Raw genomic sequence first — 16,839 nt, forward strand, 5'->3', positions numbered from 1 at the left:
GGAAATTCATGATGATTCCGAACGTTGTAGAGACTGCCGACATTGCGGTGACCGTTCCCCGGACGGACTGTTATAAGATTCGTATTCGGGACGGGCTCGTCGAGACACTCGGGGAGGAGCTGCGGAGAGCGTTCGGCGCCGTGTCCGCTGTCGTCATCAGCGACCGCAACGTATGGACGTTGCACGGAAACCGGGTGTCCGCGTCTATGGACGAAGCGGGCATTCCCGTTAACGCAATCGTGCTTCCCGCAGGAGAACGGACCAAGTCGCTCCATACCGCGAACAAAGTTTACCGGCAGCTGCTGGACCTGCGGGCGAGGCGGCGAACGGTTCTGATCGCCTTCGGCGGCGGCATGGTGATCGATACGGTCGGCTTCATCGCCGCCACCTATTTGAGAGGGGTCCCCTACATCAACGTACCGACATCGCTGCTGGCGCAGGTGGACAGCGCGATCGGGGGCAAGGTGGCGGTCAATCATCCGGCGGGCAAAAACCTGGTCGGCGCGTTCCACCATCCCTCGTTTGTCTATACCGATCCTTCCGTGCTGCTCACCTCGTCCGAACGGGATTTGCGCTCCGGCATGGCGGAGGTGGTCAAGACGGCCGTGATCGCGGACGAAACGCTTTTCGAGACGATCGAGCGCGCCGTACCAGCGATTCTAGCACGGGATACCGAGACGCTCGCCCTCATTATCAACCGCACCTCGCTGCTGAAGGTGGAGCTGCTGTCGGGCGATCCGTACGAAGCCGATCTGCGCCGGCCGCTGAACTTCGGCCATACCGTCGGCCATGCCGTGGAGAAGGAAGAGGGGTACGGACGCATGCGGCACGGCGAAGCGGTCGCGGTCGGCATGGCGGTCGCCGCCCGCATCGCCGTCGATAAGGGCGTCTGTCCTGCTGCGATAGGGGAACGCATCGTGGCCCTGATTCGAGCGCTCGGGCTGCCTACCCGAACCCGGGTGCCGGTCGAGCGCATCTGGGAGGCGGTGTCGGTCATCCGCATGGTCCGCGACGGCAACCTGCACTTCGTGCTGCCGGGCCGGCGGCTCGGCGAAGTCGTGATGACCGACGACATCGACGAGTCCGATATCGCCAGGGCGCTGGCCGGGCTGGAGGATGGACGCCGATGAACGAGACGACGGTCGGTCTTGGCGGACAAGCCTTCGCCTGCTACGCCCTGCTGCTGGAGGGCCGGCTCGAAGAGGCGAAGCGCCGGGTGCGGGAGCTGTCCGGCGATATCGGAGGCCGGGTAGACGAGACGGTCGATCTGGCGCTGTGGCTCTGGTGCGCGGGCGGGTGCCGCGCCGCGGAGGGGCGGGAAGACGAAGCCGCGTATCCGCCCGCTGCGGTGCGCCTCTGCATCGATCGCATCCGGGACGGATGGGACAAGGCGGGCAGGCATTGGCTGTTCCGATCGCAGGTCGGCATCTTCACGGCGAATATCGCCATCATGTACGGCGCGATCGATGCCGTCCGGCCTTATGCGGAGGATGAGGATCTGGAGCCGCTGCTGGCCGAGATGCGGATGTACGCTTTCATTTACGCCCTGCGGGAAGGGGAGTATGTCGGTCTCAAAGGCGATCCGGCCATGATCGGCGACATGGGGGACATCTCGCTCGTCGCGGTACCGTTCGGGCTGGTCCGGATGGACGACCTGTATCTGGAGCGGACGATCCACACGCTGGAGAAAAGGTTGTCGGGCAGGGGCGTCTCCTTCTCGAGACGGCGGTATCCGGACGAAGACCGGGAGCGGGCGGATCTGACGCTGCTGCTCGCCTGGTATTACGCGGAAGCCGGGTACGAGGCGTATGCGCGGCGGATGCTGGAGAGCGCGGAGGCGCTGCGGGATAACGGGACGGAGCGGTCCGGTCTCGCGGACGCCCTGCTGGGCATCGTAAAGCGCCGGCTAAACGTCCCTTCGTCAGGCAAGCGCGGTACGGTCGTCTTCCACAAGCCGGTCGGCGAAAACGATCCGTACAGCACCCGGAATTACGAGCGCGATCCGCGGCATCCCGAGGCGGGCGAGCAAGTGTGGATTCGGGCGCATACGATTCCGTTTCACGCGGACCAGCAGGTACACGTGGTCTGCCATGCCGAGGGCGAGGCGACGGCGGATTACCGCATGACACTCGCGGCTTCGCCGGACGGCGAACGCTATTGGGAGGCTTGCATCGGTTCATTCCAGGATGGAAGGAGGGTCAATTACGAATTTGAAGTGCGGTTCGATAACGAGATCGCGCGTTCCGCGAGCTACGACTTCGACGTACTGAGCTGGCATCGGCTGCGCATGACGGACGTCCGCGAGGAAGCGGAAGAGCTGCTTGTCAGGTTCGACCGCGTCGGCAGCCTGCGCGGCATCCCGTGTCTGCGCGTTAGACGTCACGGCGCGCGGTCGGTCCGCTTGTCGTTCGCGCTGGAGGAAGAGGCGATCGAGGCGATCGCGGAAGAACTGACTGCCTTTCCGATCGGCGCGGTCCAGAGCGGTGCGGATGCGAATGCGGAGGAAGCAGCAGCGAAGGACGCCGTCAAGCCGGAGAGCGGGACCGAAGATGCGCTGACGCGCAGCCTGGGAAGTCTGGCCCGGTTGTTCGGCGGCGCCGCGGGCGGCGAATTCGCCGACCTCGCGCTGCTGGCCGGCGGAGACGGCCGCGTGCGCAAGCTGCGGATCGGGCTCGCGAAGGAAGCGGATGAAGCGTTCTTCGGCACGGGCGAGCGATTCTCCCATCTGGAGCTCGGCGGACGTGAGATCGACTGCAGCGTCTACAACAAATACAAAAACCACGGGCTCAAAACGTACCTGCCCGTCCCGATGTTCGTCAGTTCGGCCGGCTACGGCTTCTATGCCGATACGACAGCGGCGGTCAAGCTGAGATTCGGTTCCCGCGCGCCGGATCGGACGGAAGCCGAGATTGGATGGCCCGAAGGCGCCGAGTCGCTGTCGATGTACCTGTTCGATGGCGGACCGGAGGAGACGCTGCGCGAATACGCCGGCTTGACCGGCATACCGGCGCTGCCGCCCAAGTGGTGCTTCGGGCTGTGGATCTCGAGCAACAGCTGGGACAGCGAGCGGGACGTCCGCGAGCAACTCGCGCTGGCGGAGGCGCACGGCGTGCCGGTCGGGGCAATCATCCTCGAGCAGTGGAGCGACGAGGCGACGTTCTATATTTTCAACGGCGCGAAGTACGAGGTGAAGTCCGGCGAGGAGGCGTTCCGCTACGAGGACTTCGCGTTCGACACGGACGGCAAGTGGCCCGATCCGAGGCGGATGGTAAGCGAGCTGCACGAAGCCGGCGTCCGCGTCCTGCTTTGGCAGGCGCCCTATCAGATGTACTTCGGCAGCGTGAGCAACGCGCAGCGGGATGCCGACGAGCGGACGATGCTCGAACGGGACTACCATGTCCGCTACCGGGACGGACGCGCGTACCGGAGCCACTTTTATTGGTTCGGACACAGTCTGCTGCCGGACTTTACGAACCCCGAGGCGCGCGACTGGTGGATGGGGAAGCGCGAATATCTCGTGTCCGAGATCGGCATCGACGGCTACAAGACGGACGGGGGCGAATGCATTCTCGACGAGGGGCTGCGCTTCTCCAACGGCAAGACCGAGGAGGAGATGCGCAACGCGTATCCCAACGCCTTCGCCGAAGCGTACTACCGTTCGGTCGCGAATCGGCCGGGCGGCGGCATTACGTTCAGCCGCGCGGGCTGCCAGGGGGCGCAGCGGCTGCCGGTCCACTGGGCGGGCGACGATCTGTCGACCTTCCCGGCATTCCGGGACGCCGTGCGCGCGGGGCTTAGCGCGGGACTGTCGGGCATCCCCTTCTGGGGATGGGACTTGGGCAACTTCAGCGGGGAAATCCCGGATGCGGAGCTCTATATCCGATCGACGCAGATGTCCGTCTTTTGTCCGATCGTGCAGTTGCATTCGGAATCGATGGAGAAAAAAACGTACGACCGCACGCCCTGGAACGTCGCCGAGCGCACCGGGTCGAAGCTTGCGCTGCGCCTGTTCAAACGGTACATGGACTTGCGCATGAATTTGGTACCCTACTGCTACGAGCAGGCGGTGGCGAGCGTCGCGACCGGGCTGCCGATGATGCGCGCGATGTTCCTGAGCCACCCGGGAGATCCTTCATGCTTGCGGCTGTGGGACCAGTATATGTTCGGCGAGTCGCTGCTCGTCGCGCCGGTGCTGGAGGCGGGGGCGGCGAGCAAGCGCTTGTATTTGCCGAAGGGCGATTGGATGGACTTTTTCAGCGGGCAGATCTTATCGGGCGGCGCAATGCTGGAGCGGGAGGCGGACATCGGACAAATACCCGTGTACCAGCGTGCGAACTCTGTCGTCCCGCTCAACCTGACGGATAACGGACGGCTGTTCGGCCCGGTCGGCAATGCGGTGGACGGCTATCGCCGGCTTGTCTTCTGGGTTCATCTGTCCGACAAGCTGCGGTACAGCTTCGCGGACGACCTGGGCAACGTCGTTTGCCTGGAGGCCATGCTGGAGGAAGACAAGCTGTCGATCCGTGCGGAAGGCGAATACGGCGCGGGCATCGTCGTCGTCTTGAACTGCCTCAAGGGAATCGGACCTGGCGATGTGATCGTGACAGGCGGCGTGCCAGTCGAGCTTTTATTCAACGACGGAAGCCTAATCGAGAACGAGGAGGATGCAGGATGAGGAAGCTGGCGATTCACGGAGGCGCGGCGGTCGGCGCGCTGAACGTACCCGCTTGGCCGATATTCGGCGAGCGCGAGCTGGAGTTGGTGACGGATGTGGTGAGCAGCGGCAACTGGGGGTTCCTCGGTCCGAAAGAGCAGGAATTCGAAGCTTCGTTCGCCCGCTTCTGCGGCGCGGACTACGGCGTGGCGGTGGCCAACGGAACCGTCTCGCTGAAGCTGGCCCTGGAAGCCCTGGGGATCGGACCCGGGGACGAGGTCATCGTTCCCGGCATGACCTGGCAGGCGACCGCGACGGCCGTGCTCGACGTCAACGCCGTGCCGGTGCTGGTCGACGCCGATCCCGATACCTATACGATCGATCCGCGCGCGATCGAGGCGGCGATCACGACGCGGACGCGGGCGATCATCCCGGTCCATCTATACGGGCGCATCGCCGATATGGACGCGATCATGCGCCTGGCGGACCGGTACCGCCTGCATGTCGTCGAGGACTGCGCGCACCAGCACGGCTCCGAATGGAAGGGAAGGCCGGTCGGCTCCATCGGCAGCGTCGGCTCGTTCAGCTTTCAGTCCTCCAAGATCATCAACGCCGGCGAGGGCGGCTTCCTGACGACGAACAGCGGCAAGCTCTCCGATCTGATGCAGTCGCTTAAAATGTGCGGACGCGACGCGCGTGCCGGCGCGCCGGTCATGCACAGCGGCAATTACCGCATGACGGAGTTCCAGGCGGCGATTCTGATCGCGCAGCTGGGGCGGCTGGAGGCGCAGAACGCGGAGCGAGACCGCAACGCACTCGAGCTGGAGCGCGCCCTCTCGGAGCTGCCGGGCCTGCGGCCGTTGTACCGCAGCCCGAATATCACCAAGCAATCCTACTACTGTCTTACGGTCAAGTACGACCGCGAAGCCTGGGACGGCATTCCGAAGGACGCGTTCATGGCGGCGCTGGTCTCGGAGCTGGAGGGGACATTGAATTGCTCCAACGTTTACGAGCCGCTGAACGCCAGCCCGTTCTACAATCCGCGCAACAAAAATACGCACAAGCTGTCCGAAGAGTACTGGCGAGCCATCGATCCGTCGCGCTTCGAGCTGCCGGTCAGCGAGCGTGCGTTCGCGGAGGAGGCGATCAACTTCTCGCACACGACGCTGCTGCTCGGCGCGGCCGACCGCAGAAAGATCGCGGACGCCGCCGGCAAAATATTCGAGCACAGGCACGAGCTGCGCGAAGCTGCGCAGCCGCGCTATTCGACAAGCGAGCGGCTTAGCGAGGTTGTATAACATGCGGCGGCCGGCGAGTCTTGCAGGCGGCGCATGCGCGCCCGCAGCCTCGCCGGCCGAATCAAAGGGGGATCTGAGCGATGAGATACGGAACGATTGCGGGCGTGGACAAGCCGCTGTCCCGCCTGGTCGTCGGCGCGCGCGGCTTCGCGGACGAGGGCGCCTGCTTCGCGCACTTCGACGCCTGCTTGGAAGCGGGATACACGGTATGGGATACGGCCCGGTCTTACTATGACGGCGAGACGGACCGCCTGATCGGCCGCTGGATGCGGACCCGCGGCATTCGGGAACGGGTCGCCGTGCTGGCCAAGGGCTGCATGGACGGGCCCGGCGGCAAGCGGGTGACGCCCCGCGAGCTGGAGGCGGATCTGCGGGCTTCGCTGCACGATCTGGACACCGGCAGCGTCGACCTGTTCCTGCTCCACCGGGACGATCCGGAGGGCGAGGTCGGCCCGATCGTCGAGGCGCTGCACGGCCACTGGGAGGCAGGGAGGATTAAGGCGTACGGCGCCTCGAACTGGTCGCACGCGCGCATCGGGGAGGCGAATGCATATGCGGAGCGCCACGGACTTCGCCCCTTCGCCGTGTCCGGTCCGCAGCTGTCGCTGCTCGAGCGGAAGGCCACGGAGATTCACTGGTGGCGCGATTGCCCCGGCATCGGCGGAGAGGCGGGGCAGCCTGCCCGGAAGTGGTACCGCAGCAACGGCATCGCCGTTGTCGGCTATTCCGTGCTCGGCGTCGGCTTCCTCGACGGTAGCCTGACGCCGGCGTTGCTGCCTGCCCGGCTGGCCGCGGGCGAGCTTCCGGCATGGAGCGTCGATGCCTGGGTCAACGACGCGAACACCGGCCGCCTGGGTCGCGCATTCGAGATGGCCGAGCGCAAGGGGCTGACCGTGCCTCAGGTCGCGCTCCGCTACGTGACGAGTCTGGCTGCGAACGGCCTGCTGGATGCCTATGCGATCGCGGCGAGCGGCCGCGCGGACCGGATGGCCGACAACGCCATAGCGACGGACGAGGATTTTACGGCGGACGAGATCGCTTGGCTGGAACGCGGAGACGCGCCGCCCGAGCGCGAGCCGGCAAGCGATCGGCAACGAGGGCTAACGACTATTAACGACGAGGAGCGATCGGCATGTTGAGACTGGGCATTAGCGCACGCTGCCTGGAACGCGGGCAGTCGGCGCAAGAATTCGCGAGGCAGACGGCGGAAATGGGCTTTTCGTGCATTCAGCTGTCGCTGCCGGAGACACTTACCGCCATCGATACCGGCTACGGCAAATTAAGCGCCGGCATGGCAAGGCATATCGGAGACGCCTTCCGCGAACGGGGTGTCCAGATTGCGTCGATCGAATGCTACATCAATCCGGTGCATCCCGATCCCGACGCGCGAAGGCGGCAGCTGGAGCTGTTCAAGGAGCGCATCCGCCACGCCCGCGACTTCGGCTGCGGCATGGTGAGCACGGAGACCGGCTCGCTGAACGCCGATTTTTCCTGGCACCCGGACAACCACGGCGAGGCTGCCTACGAGCTGTGCGTGAACGGCCTGCGCGAGCTGGTCCGCGAAGCCGAATCGTTCGGCGTCAAGCTTGGCATCGAGGGCGTAACCTCCTTCGTCGCGAACAGTCCGGACAAGCTCGCCCGCATGATCGCCGATATCGGCTCGCGCCATCTGCATATCGTCTTCGATCCCGCGAACCTGCTGTCGGCGGACAATATCGATAGCCAGGCCGCCATGATCCGGCGCGCCTTCGAGCTGTTCGGCGACCGGATCGAGCTCGTGCACGCCAAGGACTTCGTGCTCGACGAGGGCCGCAAGCGGGCGGTACCGCCAGGAACTGGAGCGGTCGACTATGACCTTCTGTTCGGGCTGCTGAAAGAGAGAAAGCCTTATATGAACGTCGTACTGGATCATTCGGGCCTGCCGATCGAGCCCGAGGATATGGAACGTCTGCGCAACCGTTATGCCGATGCCGGCTCTCCCGCGCAGTTAATCGAACGCTAGAGGGGGCAAGCGCGATGAAAACTGCGAGCTGGTGGAAGGAAGCCGTCGTTTATCAGATCTACCCGGCTAGCTTCCGGGATTCGGACGGAGACGGCATCGGCGACCTGAACGGGATCACGCAGAAGCTTGATTATATTCGCAGTCTTGGCGTCGACGTCATTTGGCTTTGCCCGGTCTACCGCTCCCCCGGCGAAGACAGCGGCTACGACATTTCCGACTACCGCGACGTCATGCCGACGTTCGGCACGATGGCGGATCTCGAGCGGCTGCTGCAGGAGGCGCACGGCCGCGGCATTCGCATCATCATGGATCTCGTCGTCAACCATACGTCGGACGAGCACCCCTGGTTCGTGGAATCGCGATCTTCCAAGACGAATCCGAAGCGCGATTACTACATCTGGCGGGAAGGGCGCGACGGCAGGGAGCCGAACAACTGGCGCTCCTACTTCTCCTCGTCCGCATGGTCCTGCGACGAAGCGACAGGCGAATATTATTTGCACTTGTTTTCGAAAAAGCAGCCTGATCTGAACTGGAAAAATCCCGCGCTCAGGGAAGAAATCTACGAGATGATGCGCTTTTGGCTGGATAAAGGTTTCGACGGTTTTCGGATGGACACGATCAACCTGATTTTGAAGGCGGAGGGCTTTCCGGATTCGGACAAGCCGCCGGCGACGGACGAAGGATACGTGTTCGACGAGAGCCTGTACGCGAACCAGCCGGGCGTGCACGAGCTGCTGCGGGAAATGAACGAGCGGGTGCTGAGCCGCTACGACTTGATGACGGTCGGCGAGACGCTGAACGTGACGCCGGAGACCGCGGCCGACTACGTTCGCGACGAGCGGCGCGAGCTCCATATGATCTGCAACTTCGAGCTGATGAGCGTCGATTCGGGGCCGATATGGAAATGGGACGTGGTGCCGTGGCAGCTGCGCGACATCAAGCGGATCGTCGCCGCCTGGCAGACCGGGCTGCACGGCATCGGTTGGAACAGCCTGTATCTGAACAATCACGATCAGCCGCGGATGGTGTCCCGCTTCGGCGACGACGGCCCCTACCGCGTCCGGTCGGCCAAGATGCTGGCGACGCTGCTGCATACGCTGCAGGGCACGCCCTTCATTTATCAGGGCGAAGAGCTCGGCATGACCAACGTCCGTTTCGAATCGATCGGCGACTACCGCGACGTCGAGACGCTGAATTTCTACCGCGAAGCGACAGAGCAAGGGGTCATGAACCCCCGTCAGGCGATGGAAGCGATCTACCGGAAGGGGCGGGACAACGTCCGGACGCCCATGCAGTGGAACGCCGGCGCGCAGGCCGGTTTTACGGAAGGCGTCCCCTGGATCGGGCTTAATCCGAACTATAAGGAGATTAACGCGGAGCGCGCGCTCGAAGATCCGGATTCCGTGCTCGCTTATTACCGGCGTCTGCTCGCGCTGCGCAAGGCGCATCCGGTCATCGTCTACGGCGAATTCGAGCCTGTCGCCGAGGCAGACGAGTCGGTCTTCGCTTATACGCGGCGGCTCGGGGATGACAGGCTGCTCGTCGTGCTTAACTTCTTCGGAAAGCCGGCGACCCTCGACTTGCCGCCCGGACGGCTCGCGCCGTATGCAGAGCTGCTGATCGCCAACCTGGGCGACCAGGAGGAGCGGGCGTATGCGGAGACGGCGGCTGCGGGCCCGGTTTCCGGCGAGGGGCATGACGGCGGGGACGAACCGGCAAGGCTTGCGCTTCTGCCTTACGAGGCACGTGTCTACAGGTGGAGCGAGCGTTGAGTCCGTATTTGTACGCGGCCAAGATGAAGCTGCTCGTCTCGCTGGCCTATCGCTTCGAGGTATTCGCCGCGCTCGGCACGAACGTGATCGTGCTGCTCGCCAACTTGTATCTGTGGAAGGCGGCCTACCGCGGCATCGACAGCGTCGCGGGCGTGACGGAGGACGGGATGATCGCCTACGCGATGATGTCGGTGCTGCTGACGTCGTTTTTTCCGAAAACCGTGGAGGAGAAGCTGCAGGAGCGCATCGGGCAGGGCGATATCGCCGTCGACTTTTTTCGTCCCGTTCGGCTCGTGCTTCTCTACTTTTTCGAGGATGTCGGCACGGCGCTCGGCGCCGTCGCTACGCAGCTCGTGCCACTGCTGCTGGTCATGGCCCTGTTTTTGCAAAATCCGCTGCCCGTCAGCCTCACCGCGTTTTTGCTGTTTCTCGTCAGCGCCTGTCTCAGCTTCGTGCTGCTCTGGCTCATCAGTCTGATGCTCGGCCTGCTCTGCTTCTGGGTGCTTCAGCTCGGCAATCTGGGCACGATCAAAGACGGCGTGCTGCTGCTGCTGTCCGGGCGCTTCATTCCGCTATGGCTGTTTCCCGAGGAGGCGCGAAGCGTGCTGGTTTTCCTGCCTTTCTCTTATATCTATCAAACGCCGCTTGGCATCTATATCGGGCAGCTTGCTCCCGGACGGATCGCCTTCGAGCTGCTCGTCCAGGCGGGCTGGATCGCCGCGCTATCGCTCGCGGCCGCCGCGATGTGGAGCAGGGCCCGCAAGCGCGTGCTCGTACAGGGGGGATAGCCGTGCCGGACAAGCTGCGATATTACGCTTCCGTCGGATGGTTTTACTTAAAGCTGTCGGTGCAAAAGCAGCTGGAGTACCCGATGTACTACATCAGCTGCTTCGTTATGATCCCTTTGATGTACGGCACGGGCATCCTGCTGCTTCGCTTCATCGTATCCAACTTTCAGTCGCTGAGCGGCTGGACGTTCGCGGAGCTTGCCTTCCTGTACGGCCTCGGCCAGCTGAGCCACGGCATTACGATGGTGTTCTCCGTTCAGAACCTGTGGCTGGAGACGTACGTGCTGCGCGGCGAGTTCGACCGGATGCTGCTGCGTCCGCTCGGCGTGTTCTACCAGTTCACGGTCAAGTACATCAATATCATCGGCCTGATGGACGTCGCGGTCGGCGTCGTCATTCTGATCTACGGCAGCCGGCTGGCGCACTTCGAATGGACTGCCGGCCATACGCTCCGGATCGGCCTCGTCGTGGCGGGCGCGGCGCTGATTCGCTCCTCCATCTTTACGATTTTCTGCTCGGTCGCGTTCTGGACCAAGCGGAGCCAGTCGATGTTCATGCTGCTCAACGACTTCATGGAGCGATCGACGCTTTATCCGCTGTCCATCTATCCGTTCGCGCTGCAAGCCGTGCTGACGGCGGCGCTGCCGATCGCATTCATCAGCTTCTATCCGGCCTGCGCCATGCTGGACAAAGCCTGCCGGGCGCCGGGCCTGCCGGACATCTCGCTGTGGACCCCGATCGTCGGCGCGGCCCTGTTCATCCTTGCACGCCTCGTTTTCAGCCGGGGATTGCGAAACTACGAAAGCGCGGGAGCGTGAAGGCCATGAGTCAATTGGAAGTGCGGGATCTGGTCAAGGCGTTCAAGCTGGTTCGCAAAAAGAAAGGCCTGAGCGGCTCCCTAGCCGGCCTCTTCGCTCCCCGCAAGACGGTCGTGCGGGCCGTCGACGGCATCAGCTTCCGCATCGAGGCGGGAGAGATCGTCGGCTTTCTCGGTCCGAACGGGGCGGGCAAGAGCACGACCGTGAAGATGATGACGGGCATCCTGCATCCGACTTCCGGGTCGATCCTGATCGACGGGCTGTCGCCGCAGCGCAGCCGCAAGGAGGTCGTGCGGCGCCTGGGCGTCGTGTTCGGTCAGCGGACGCAGCTCTATTGGGACCTCAGGTTAGGCGAATCCTACGAACTGCTGCGCCGGATCTATCGGATCGAGGCGCGTATGTACAAGGCGAATCTCGAGCTGATGCACGACGTGCTCGGCATCGGGGATCTGCTGGACATCCCGGTCCGCCAGCTGTCGCTGGGCCAGCGTATGCGGGGGGATATCGCGGCGGCGATGCTCCATTCTCCGTCCGTCCTGTTTCTTGACGAACCGACGATCGGCCTGGATATCGAGGCCAAGCACGCGATCCGCCGCTATATCGCCGGCATCAACAAGGAGCGGGGCACCACGGTTATCCTGACGACGCACGATCTGGACGACGTCGAGCAGCTGTGCGGGAGGCTTGTCGTCATCAATCACGGCAAGCTTGTGGAGGACGGCCCGCTAGGCGCAATCCTCTCGCGGCTCGCGCCGTACCGGATGCTGGAGGTGGAGCTGGAGCGGCCCGTGTCCGGGCTGTACCATGCGCGGGCGGAAACCGTAAAGGCGGAAGGACATCGCGTATGGCTCCGGTTTGAAAAGAACGGCATCAGCGCGTCCAGGCTTATCGCCGAGCTGGCGGACCGCTATCCGATTCGCGACGTCTCGGTGAAGGAGCCGAGCATCGAAGACATGATTTACGAGATTTACAAGGGCAGGAAGCCGAATCTCGACGCCCGGGAAGGTTAGCGGACGGGCGAGAGCGGCATCCCCGGGGCGAGAAGGATCGGCCCATGAATCAATCATTCTATAACGGACGGGAGCGACGAAGCGATGAAAAAATGGCTGACGGTAGGCGGTCTTGCGGTATTGATCGCGGCGGTTCTGTTCGCCGTATACGCGTACGCCGGCGAGAACGGCGCAAAACCGGAAGCGGATGCCGCGACGGCGGACGATAACGGAACGGCGAGCATCGTAGCAACGGTGGGCAAAACGAACATTACGAAGGACGAGCTGTACGAGGCGATGCTCCGGCAAGTTGGCGCGCAGACGCTGCAGGAGATGGTGATTCGGCGACTAACGGACGAACAGGCTGCGGCAAAGGGGCTGAGCATCGGCGACGAGGAGCTGAAGGCCGGCATGGACAAAATGCGCGGTTCGTTCGCGTCGGAGGCGGATTTTCAAAGCTATCTGAGCTCCGTCGGTCTCGACGAAGCGGGCTTCGCGGCGCAGATCGAGATGCAGCTGCAGCTCGGCAAGCTGTTCGCGTCGGAGCTTGAAGTGACGGACGAGCAGGTCGCTCAATTTTACGAGCTGAACGAGGCGTCGTTCCACCATCCCGCGCAGGTCCGCTTGTCGCACATCCTGGTGAAAACAGAGGCTCAGGCCAAGGAGTTGTACGGCGAGCTGTCCAAGGGCGCCGACTTCGCCAAGCTGGCCGCCGAGTTCTCGGCGGACGTGGCGACGCGGGAAGCGGGCGGGGACCTGGGCTATCTGTCCGCGGGACAGACGGCGCCCGAGCTTGAGCAGGCGGCAGAGAAATTAAAAACGGGGGCTTACGGCAATCCGGTCAAGACCGCTTACGGCTACCACTTGGTGAAGGTGACGGATCGCAAGCCGGCATCGACGGAGACCGCCGAGCAGGCCAAAGAAAGGATTGTGGAGCTGATCCGCCAGCAGCGGCTGAACGAGCTCGTCCCGCAGTGGCTGGCGGGCTTTACCGCGAGCGGCGAAGTGACGGTGCGCATCCCGAATCCGAATCCCGGGGCGGATACAGAAGGCGCTGCAGGTACTGACGGCGCGGACGCGAACGCAGCTGGTACGCCATGAGGCGCTCGTCCGGCGCGTCTGGAGAGGAGGGATGCGTCATGTAAAGGGGAAGCGAGGCATGTCGAGGGGCGGGTAAGCGGACGGCTTGCGCAATACGACATTCATTTTGAGAAAGGGGTACTGACGTAATGAAAACAAGATGGCATTCCCGTCTGGCATCGGCGCTGTTGCTCGGATTGGTGGTTCTGCTGGCGGTTCCCGCGAGCGCCTTCGCCATCTCCGGTGTCTATCATGCGCCCTACGGAACCGACGATCTGTACGACGTCCAATTGACCGAGCGCTATCCGCGAGATCCGGTCGCGGGCGACACGGTCTATCTCAAGCTGACCACCTGGCCGATCGAGAGCGGACAGGCGACCTGGATTACCTGGACGAAAAACGGCGCGACGCAGTCCGTCATTAACGGGACTTGGCAGTACAACAGCGGCAGCAACAGCTACTGGCAAATCAATATGGGCACCTTCGCCAAGGGCGACGTCGTCACGTATACGATCCACGCGAACAAGGACGGCGCGAACGAGAAGACGATCGGTCCGTTCACGTTCACGGTAACGGGCTGGGAATCCGTGGCCAGCGTGAGCGGCTATACGGATGCCGGCAACAAGGTGACGCTGAGCGCGACGCCGAATACGGGGACGTTGTCGCCGAAGATCGGCATCTCCTTCCAGGCGGCCGACGTGTTCCGCGTGCAGCTCTCTCCGAAGGGGACGGGCACGCTCGCGACGGGACTCAGCAATTATACGTTTGCAGACAACACGACCTACTATCTGATCAGCACGAGCGCGCTCAAAATACGGATCGATAAAAATCCGTACAAGCTCAGCGTTTACAAGCCGGACGGCACAACGCTGATCGCGCGCGAATACGACAATTCGGTCAACAAGAACATGGCATGGCTGACCGACGGCACGAGCATCATCGACAAGGTGCAGGATAATCTGTATTCGCCGACGAGCGAGCAGTTCTACGGCTTCGGCGAGCACTACAACAACTTCCAGAAGCGCGGCTACGACGTGGACACTTATGTCTACAACCAGTACAAGAACCAGAACGACCGGACGTACATGGCGATCCCCTTTTTCATCAACACGAACGGCTACGGCATCTATGTCAACTCGACGTATTATTCGAAATTCAAAATGGCGACCGAGCGCACGGATATGTACAACTTCACGGTCAATACCGGCGGAGGCGCGAATTCGCTGCTGGACTACTACTTTATTTACGGCAGCGATCTGAAGGACGTCGTCTCCAACTATACGGACATCACCTACAAGCCGGCCATGCTGCCCAAGTGGGCGTTCGGCCTGTGGATGTCCGCGAACGAGTGGGACCGGCAGTCGGAGGTGACCGCCGCCCTCAGCAGCGCGAGCACGAACAACATTCCCGCCTCGGCGGTCGTGCTGGAGCAGTGGAGCGACGAGAACACGTTTTATATTTTTAACGACGCGACCTATACGCCGAAGACCGGCAGCGCGGCGTTCTCTTACAGCGACTTCACTTTCGGCACGAAGTGGCCGAACCCGGCCCAGATGGCGACCGACATTCACAATGCCGGGATGAAGCTGGTGCTCTGGCAGGTGCCGATCCAGAAGTATACGAGCTCCGCGTACACGCAGAAGGACAACGACGAGTCGTATATGATCTCGCAGGGCTATGCGGTGGGCGACGGCAGCGGGGGCCAGTATCGACTGCCCGCGGGCTCGTGGTTCGAAAACAGCTTGCTGCTCGACTTTACGAACACGGCGGCGAAAAACTGGTGGATGTCGAAGCGCGCCTATCTGTTCGATGGCATCGGCATCGACGGCTTCAAGACGGACGGCGGCGAGATGGTGTGGGGCCGGTCGCTGACGTTCAGCAACGGCAAGAAGGGCGACGAGATGCGCAATCAGTACCCGAACGAGTATGTCGGGGCTTATAACGCGTATGCGCTGTCCAAAAACGCGAATTCCGTCTCGTTCAGCCGTTCGGGCACGAGCGGCGCGCAAAAGAACCAGATCTTCTGGGCGGGCGACCAGGAGTCGACGTTCGGCGCGTACCAGCAGGCGGTGCTCGCGGGACTGACGTCCAATATTTCCGGCGTGCCGTTCACCAGCTGGGATCTGGCCGGCTTCACGGGCGACTCGTTCCCGACGGCGGAGCTGTACAAGCGCTCCATCGCCATGGCCGCGTTCTCGCCGGTCATGCAGTTCCACTCGGAAAAAGCGTCGCCTTCGCCAAGCGAAGAGCGCTCGCCATGGAACGCGGCGTCCCGGACGGGCGACTCGACCGTTCTGACGACTTCGCAGAAGTTCATCAACGCGCGTTATAACATCATTCCTTATTTGTACAGCGAAGGCAAAAAATCGAGCGACACGGGCGTGCCGTTGATGCGCGCGATGGTGCTCGACTATCCAAGCGACACGAATACGTACGGCCTCACCGCGCAGTACATGCTCGGGGACAATCTGCTCGTCGCGCCGGTCGTAAATCAGGGCGAGACGAACAAGAGCGTCTACCTGCCGGCCGGCGAATGGGTCGATTTCTGGTGGGGCGCGATGCGTCCGGGCTCGCAGACGATCGGCTACTATGCGTCGGTGGACGATCTGCCGGTATTCGCCAAGGCGGGCGCGATCCTGCCGATGAATCTGAATAGTACGTACACGGTCGGCGGCACGATCGGCAATGATCTGACCAACTACACGAACCTGACGTTCCGCATCTTCCCGCAGGGGACGACGTCGTACAGCTGGTACGACGGATCGGCGACGAAGACGATCACGTCGACCGAAAATTACGGTTCTGATCAAGTGACCGTATCCGTGCCGGCACTGACGACGACGAGCACGCTGCAGGTGCTGACGAAGAAGCCTTCCTCGGTGACGAAGGACGGTTCGGCGCTGACGCAGCAAACGACGCTGAGCGGTCTGACCTCTGCTTCGCAGGGCTGGTATTACGATACGGTGGCGAAGCTCGTTTACGTCAAAATCTCGTCCGGCGCCTCCGCCCGTTCGGTCGTGCTGAGCGGCGTCGACAAGAACGAATACGAAGCCGAGTTCGCCACTCATTTCGCCGTGTCCACGAACACGGACCATACGGGCTATCTGGGCACGGGCTTCGTAGACGGCTTCGCGACCTCCGGCGACTTTGTCGAGTTCAAAGTGTACGCGCCGACGGCCGGCACCTATTCGATCGACGTCCGATACAGCGCGGGCGGCGGCGCGGCGTCGAGAGCGATCTACAAGAACGGCACGAAGGTGACCGATCTGTCCCTGCCGGCGACGGCGAACTGGGATACGTGGAATACCGCGACGACGACGACGTCCCTGAGCGCAGGACTTAACACGATTCGCGTGCAGTACGACGCGGGCAATGCATCGGGCATCAACCTGGACAACGTAGCGATTCGCTGGTAAACGGCATTTATTTTAAAAAGAC

Annotated in this window: 11 protein-coding genes; all 11 read left to right on the forward strand. The window is 62.8% G+C overall.

Annotation, left to right across the window (positions count from 1 at the left end; translation table 11 throughout):
- The first annotated feature begins 8 nt into the window (after nucleotides 1-8).
- The 11 genes from aroB to ACFOTD_RS10325 all read left to right on the forward strand — a co-directional run bounded on the left by aroB (nucleotide 9) and on the right by ACFOTD_RS10325 (nucleotide 16,817).
- A complete protein-coding gene (aroB, locus tag ACFOTD_RS10275; RefSeq protein WP_378118299.1) occupies nucleotides 9-1,130 on the forward strand; it encodes a 3-dehydroquinate synthase in 1,122 nt (373 codons plus the stop codon).
- A complete protein-coding gene (locus ACFOTD_RS10280) occupies nucleotides 1,127-4,675 on the forward strand; it encodes a glycoside hydrolase family 31 protein (RefSeq protein ID WP_378118301.1) in 3,549 nt (1,182 codons plus the stop codon). Before aroB ends, ACFOTD_RS10280 begins: the two co-directional genes overlap by 4 nt.
- Nucleotides 4,672-5,952, forward strand: a complete 1,281-nt coding sequence (locus tag ACFOTD_RS10285) for a DegT/DnrJ/EryC1/StrS family aminotransferase (RefSeq protein ID WP_378118303.1) — start codon at nucleotides 4,672-4,674, stop codon at nucleotides 5,950-5,952. The genes ACFOTD_RS10280 and ACFOTD_RS10285 overlap by 4 nt, the downstream gene beginning before the upstream one ends.
- A gap of 80 nt (nucleotides 5,953-6,032) precedes the next feature.
- Nucleotides 6,033-7,091, forward strand: coding sequence for an aldo/keto reductase (locus ACFOTD_RS10290; RefSeq protein ID WP_378118305.1), 1,059 nt, complete (start codon nucleotides 6,033-6,035; stop codon nucleotides 7,089-7,091).
- Nucleotides 7,085-7,954, forward strand: coding sequence for a sugar phosphate isomerase/epimerase family protein (locus tag ACFOTD_RS10295; protein WP_378118307.1), 870 nt, complete (start codon nucleotides 7,085-7,087; stop codon nucleotides 7,952-7,954). Before ACFOTD_RS10290 ends, ACFOTD_RS10295 begins: the two co-directional genes overlap by 7 nt.
- 14 nt (nucleotides 7,955-7,968) lie before the next feature.
- Nucleotides 7,969-9,726, forward strand: a complete 1,758-nt coding sequence (locus tag ACFOTD_RS10300) for a glycoside hydrolase family 13 protein (RefSeq protein ID WP_378118309.1) — start codon at nucleotides 7,969-7,971, stop codon at nucleotides 9,724-9,726.
- Nucleotides 9,723-10,514: an ABC transporter permease gene (locus ACFOTD_RS10305; RefSeq protein WP_378118311.1), complete on the forward strand. Its 792-nt coding sequence runs from the start codon at nucleotides 9,723-9,725 to the stop codon at nucleotides 10,512-10,514. Before ACFOTD_RS10300 ends, ACFOTD_RS10305 begins: the two co-directional genes overlap by 4 nt.
- Before the next feature lie 2 nt (nucleotides 10,515-10,516).
- A complete protein-coding gene (locus ACFOTD_RS10310) occupies nucleotides 10,517-11,332 on the forward strand; it encodes an ABC transporter permease (RefSeq protein ID WP_378118313.1) in 816 nt (271 codons plus the stop codon).
- Between the two features lie 5 nt (nucleotides 11,333-11,337).
- A complete protein-coding gene (locus ACFOTD_RS10315; protein ID WP_378118315.1) occupies nucleotides 11,338-12,342 on the forward strand; it encodes an ABC transporter ATP-binding protein in 1,005 nt (334 codons plus the stop codon).
- Nucleotides 12,343-12,426: 84 nt separating this feature from the next.
- Nucleotides 12,427-13,422 carry a peptidyl-prolyl cis-trans isomerase gene (locus tag ACFOTD_RS10320; protein WP_378118317.1) on the forward strand — a complete coding sequence of 332 codons (996 nt, stop codon included), beginning with the start codon at nucleotides 12,427-12,429 and terminating at the stop codon, nucleotides 13,420-13,422.
- A 128-nt stretch (nucleotides 13,423-13,550) separates the two neighbouring features.
- The gene (locus ACFOTD_RS10325) at nucleotides 13,551-16,817 is read left to right on the forward strand and encodes a TIM-barrel domain-containing protein (RefSeq protein WP_378118319.1); all 3,267 of its coding nucleotides are present in this window, start codon (nucleotides 13,551-13,553) and stop codon (nucleotides 16,815-16,817) included.
- The last annotated feature ends 22 nt before the right edge of the window (nucleotides 16,818-16,839 follow it).

The organism is Cohnella sp. GCM10012308 (genome assembly GCF_042649185.1).
Lineage (GTDB): Bacteria > Bacillota > Bacilli > Paenibacillales > Paenibacillaceae > Cohnella.

Bases quoted from the DNA above. Each gene is read 5' to 3' on its own strand.
- aroB (WP_378118299.1), top strand. From the start codon at position 9: ATGATGATTCCGAACGTTGTAGAGACTGCCGACATTGCGGTGACCGTT.
- ACFOTD_RS10280 (WP_378118301.1), top strand. From the start codon at position 1,127: ATGAACGAGACGACGGTCGGTCTTGGCGGACAAGCCTTCGCCTGCTAC.
- ACFOTD_RS10285 (WP_378118303.1), top strand. From the start codon at position 4,672: ATGAGGAAGCTGGCGATTCACGGAGGCGCGGCGGTCGGCGCGCTGAAC.
- ACFOTD_RS10290 (WP_378118305.1), top strand. From the start codon at position 6,033: ATGAGATACGGAACGATTGCGGGCGTGGACAAGCCGCTGTCCCGCCTG.
- ACFOTD_RS10295 (WP_378118307.1), top strand. From the start codon at position 7,085: ATGTTGAGACTGGGCATTAGCGCACGCTGCCTGGAACGCGGGCAGTCG.
- ACFOTD_RS10300 (WP_378118309.1), top strand. From the start codon at position 7,969: ATGAAAACTGCGAGCTGGTGGAAGGAAGCCGTCGTTTATCAGATCTAC.
- ACFOTD_RS10315 (WP_378118315.1), top strand. From the start codon at position 11,338: ATGAGTCAATTGGAAGTGCGGGATCTGGTCAAGGCGTTCAAGCTGGTT.
- ACFOTD_RS10320 (WP_378118317.1), top strand. From the start codon at position 12,427: ATGAAAAAATGGCTGACGGTAGGCGGTCTTGCGGTATTGATCGCGGCG.
- ACFOTD_RS10325 (WP_378118319.1), top strand. From the start codon at position 13,551: ATGAAAACAAGATGGCATTCCCGTCTGGCATCGGCGCTGTTGCTCGGA.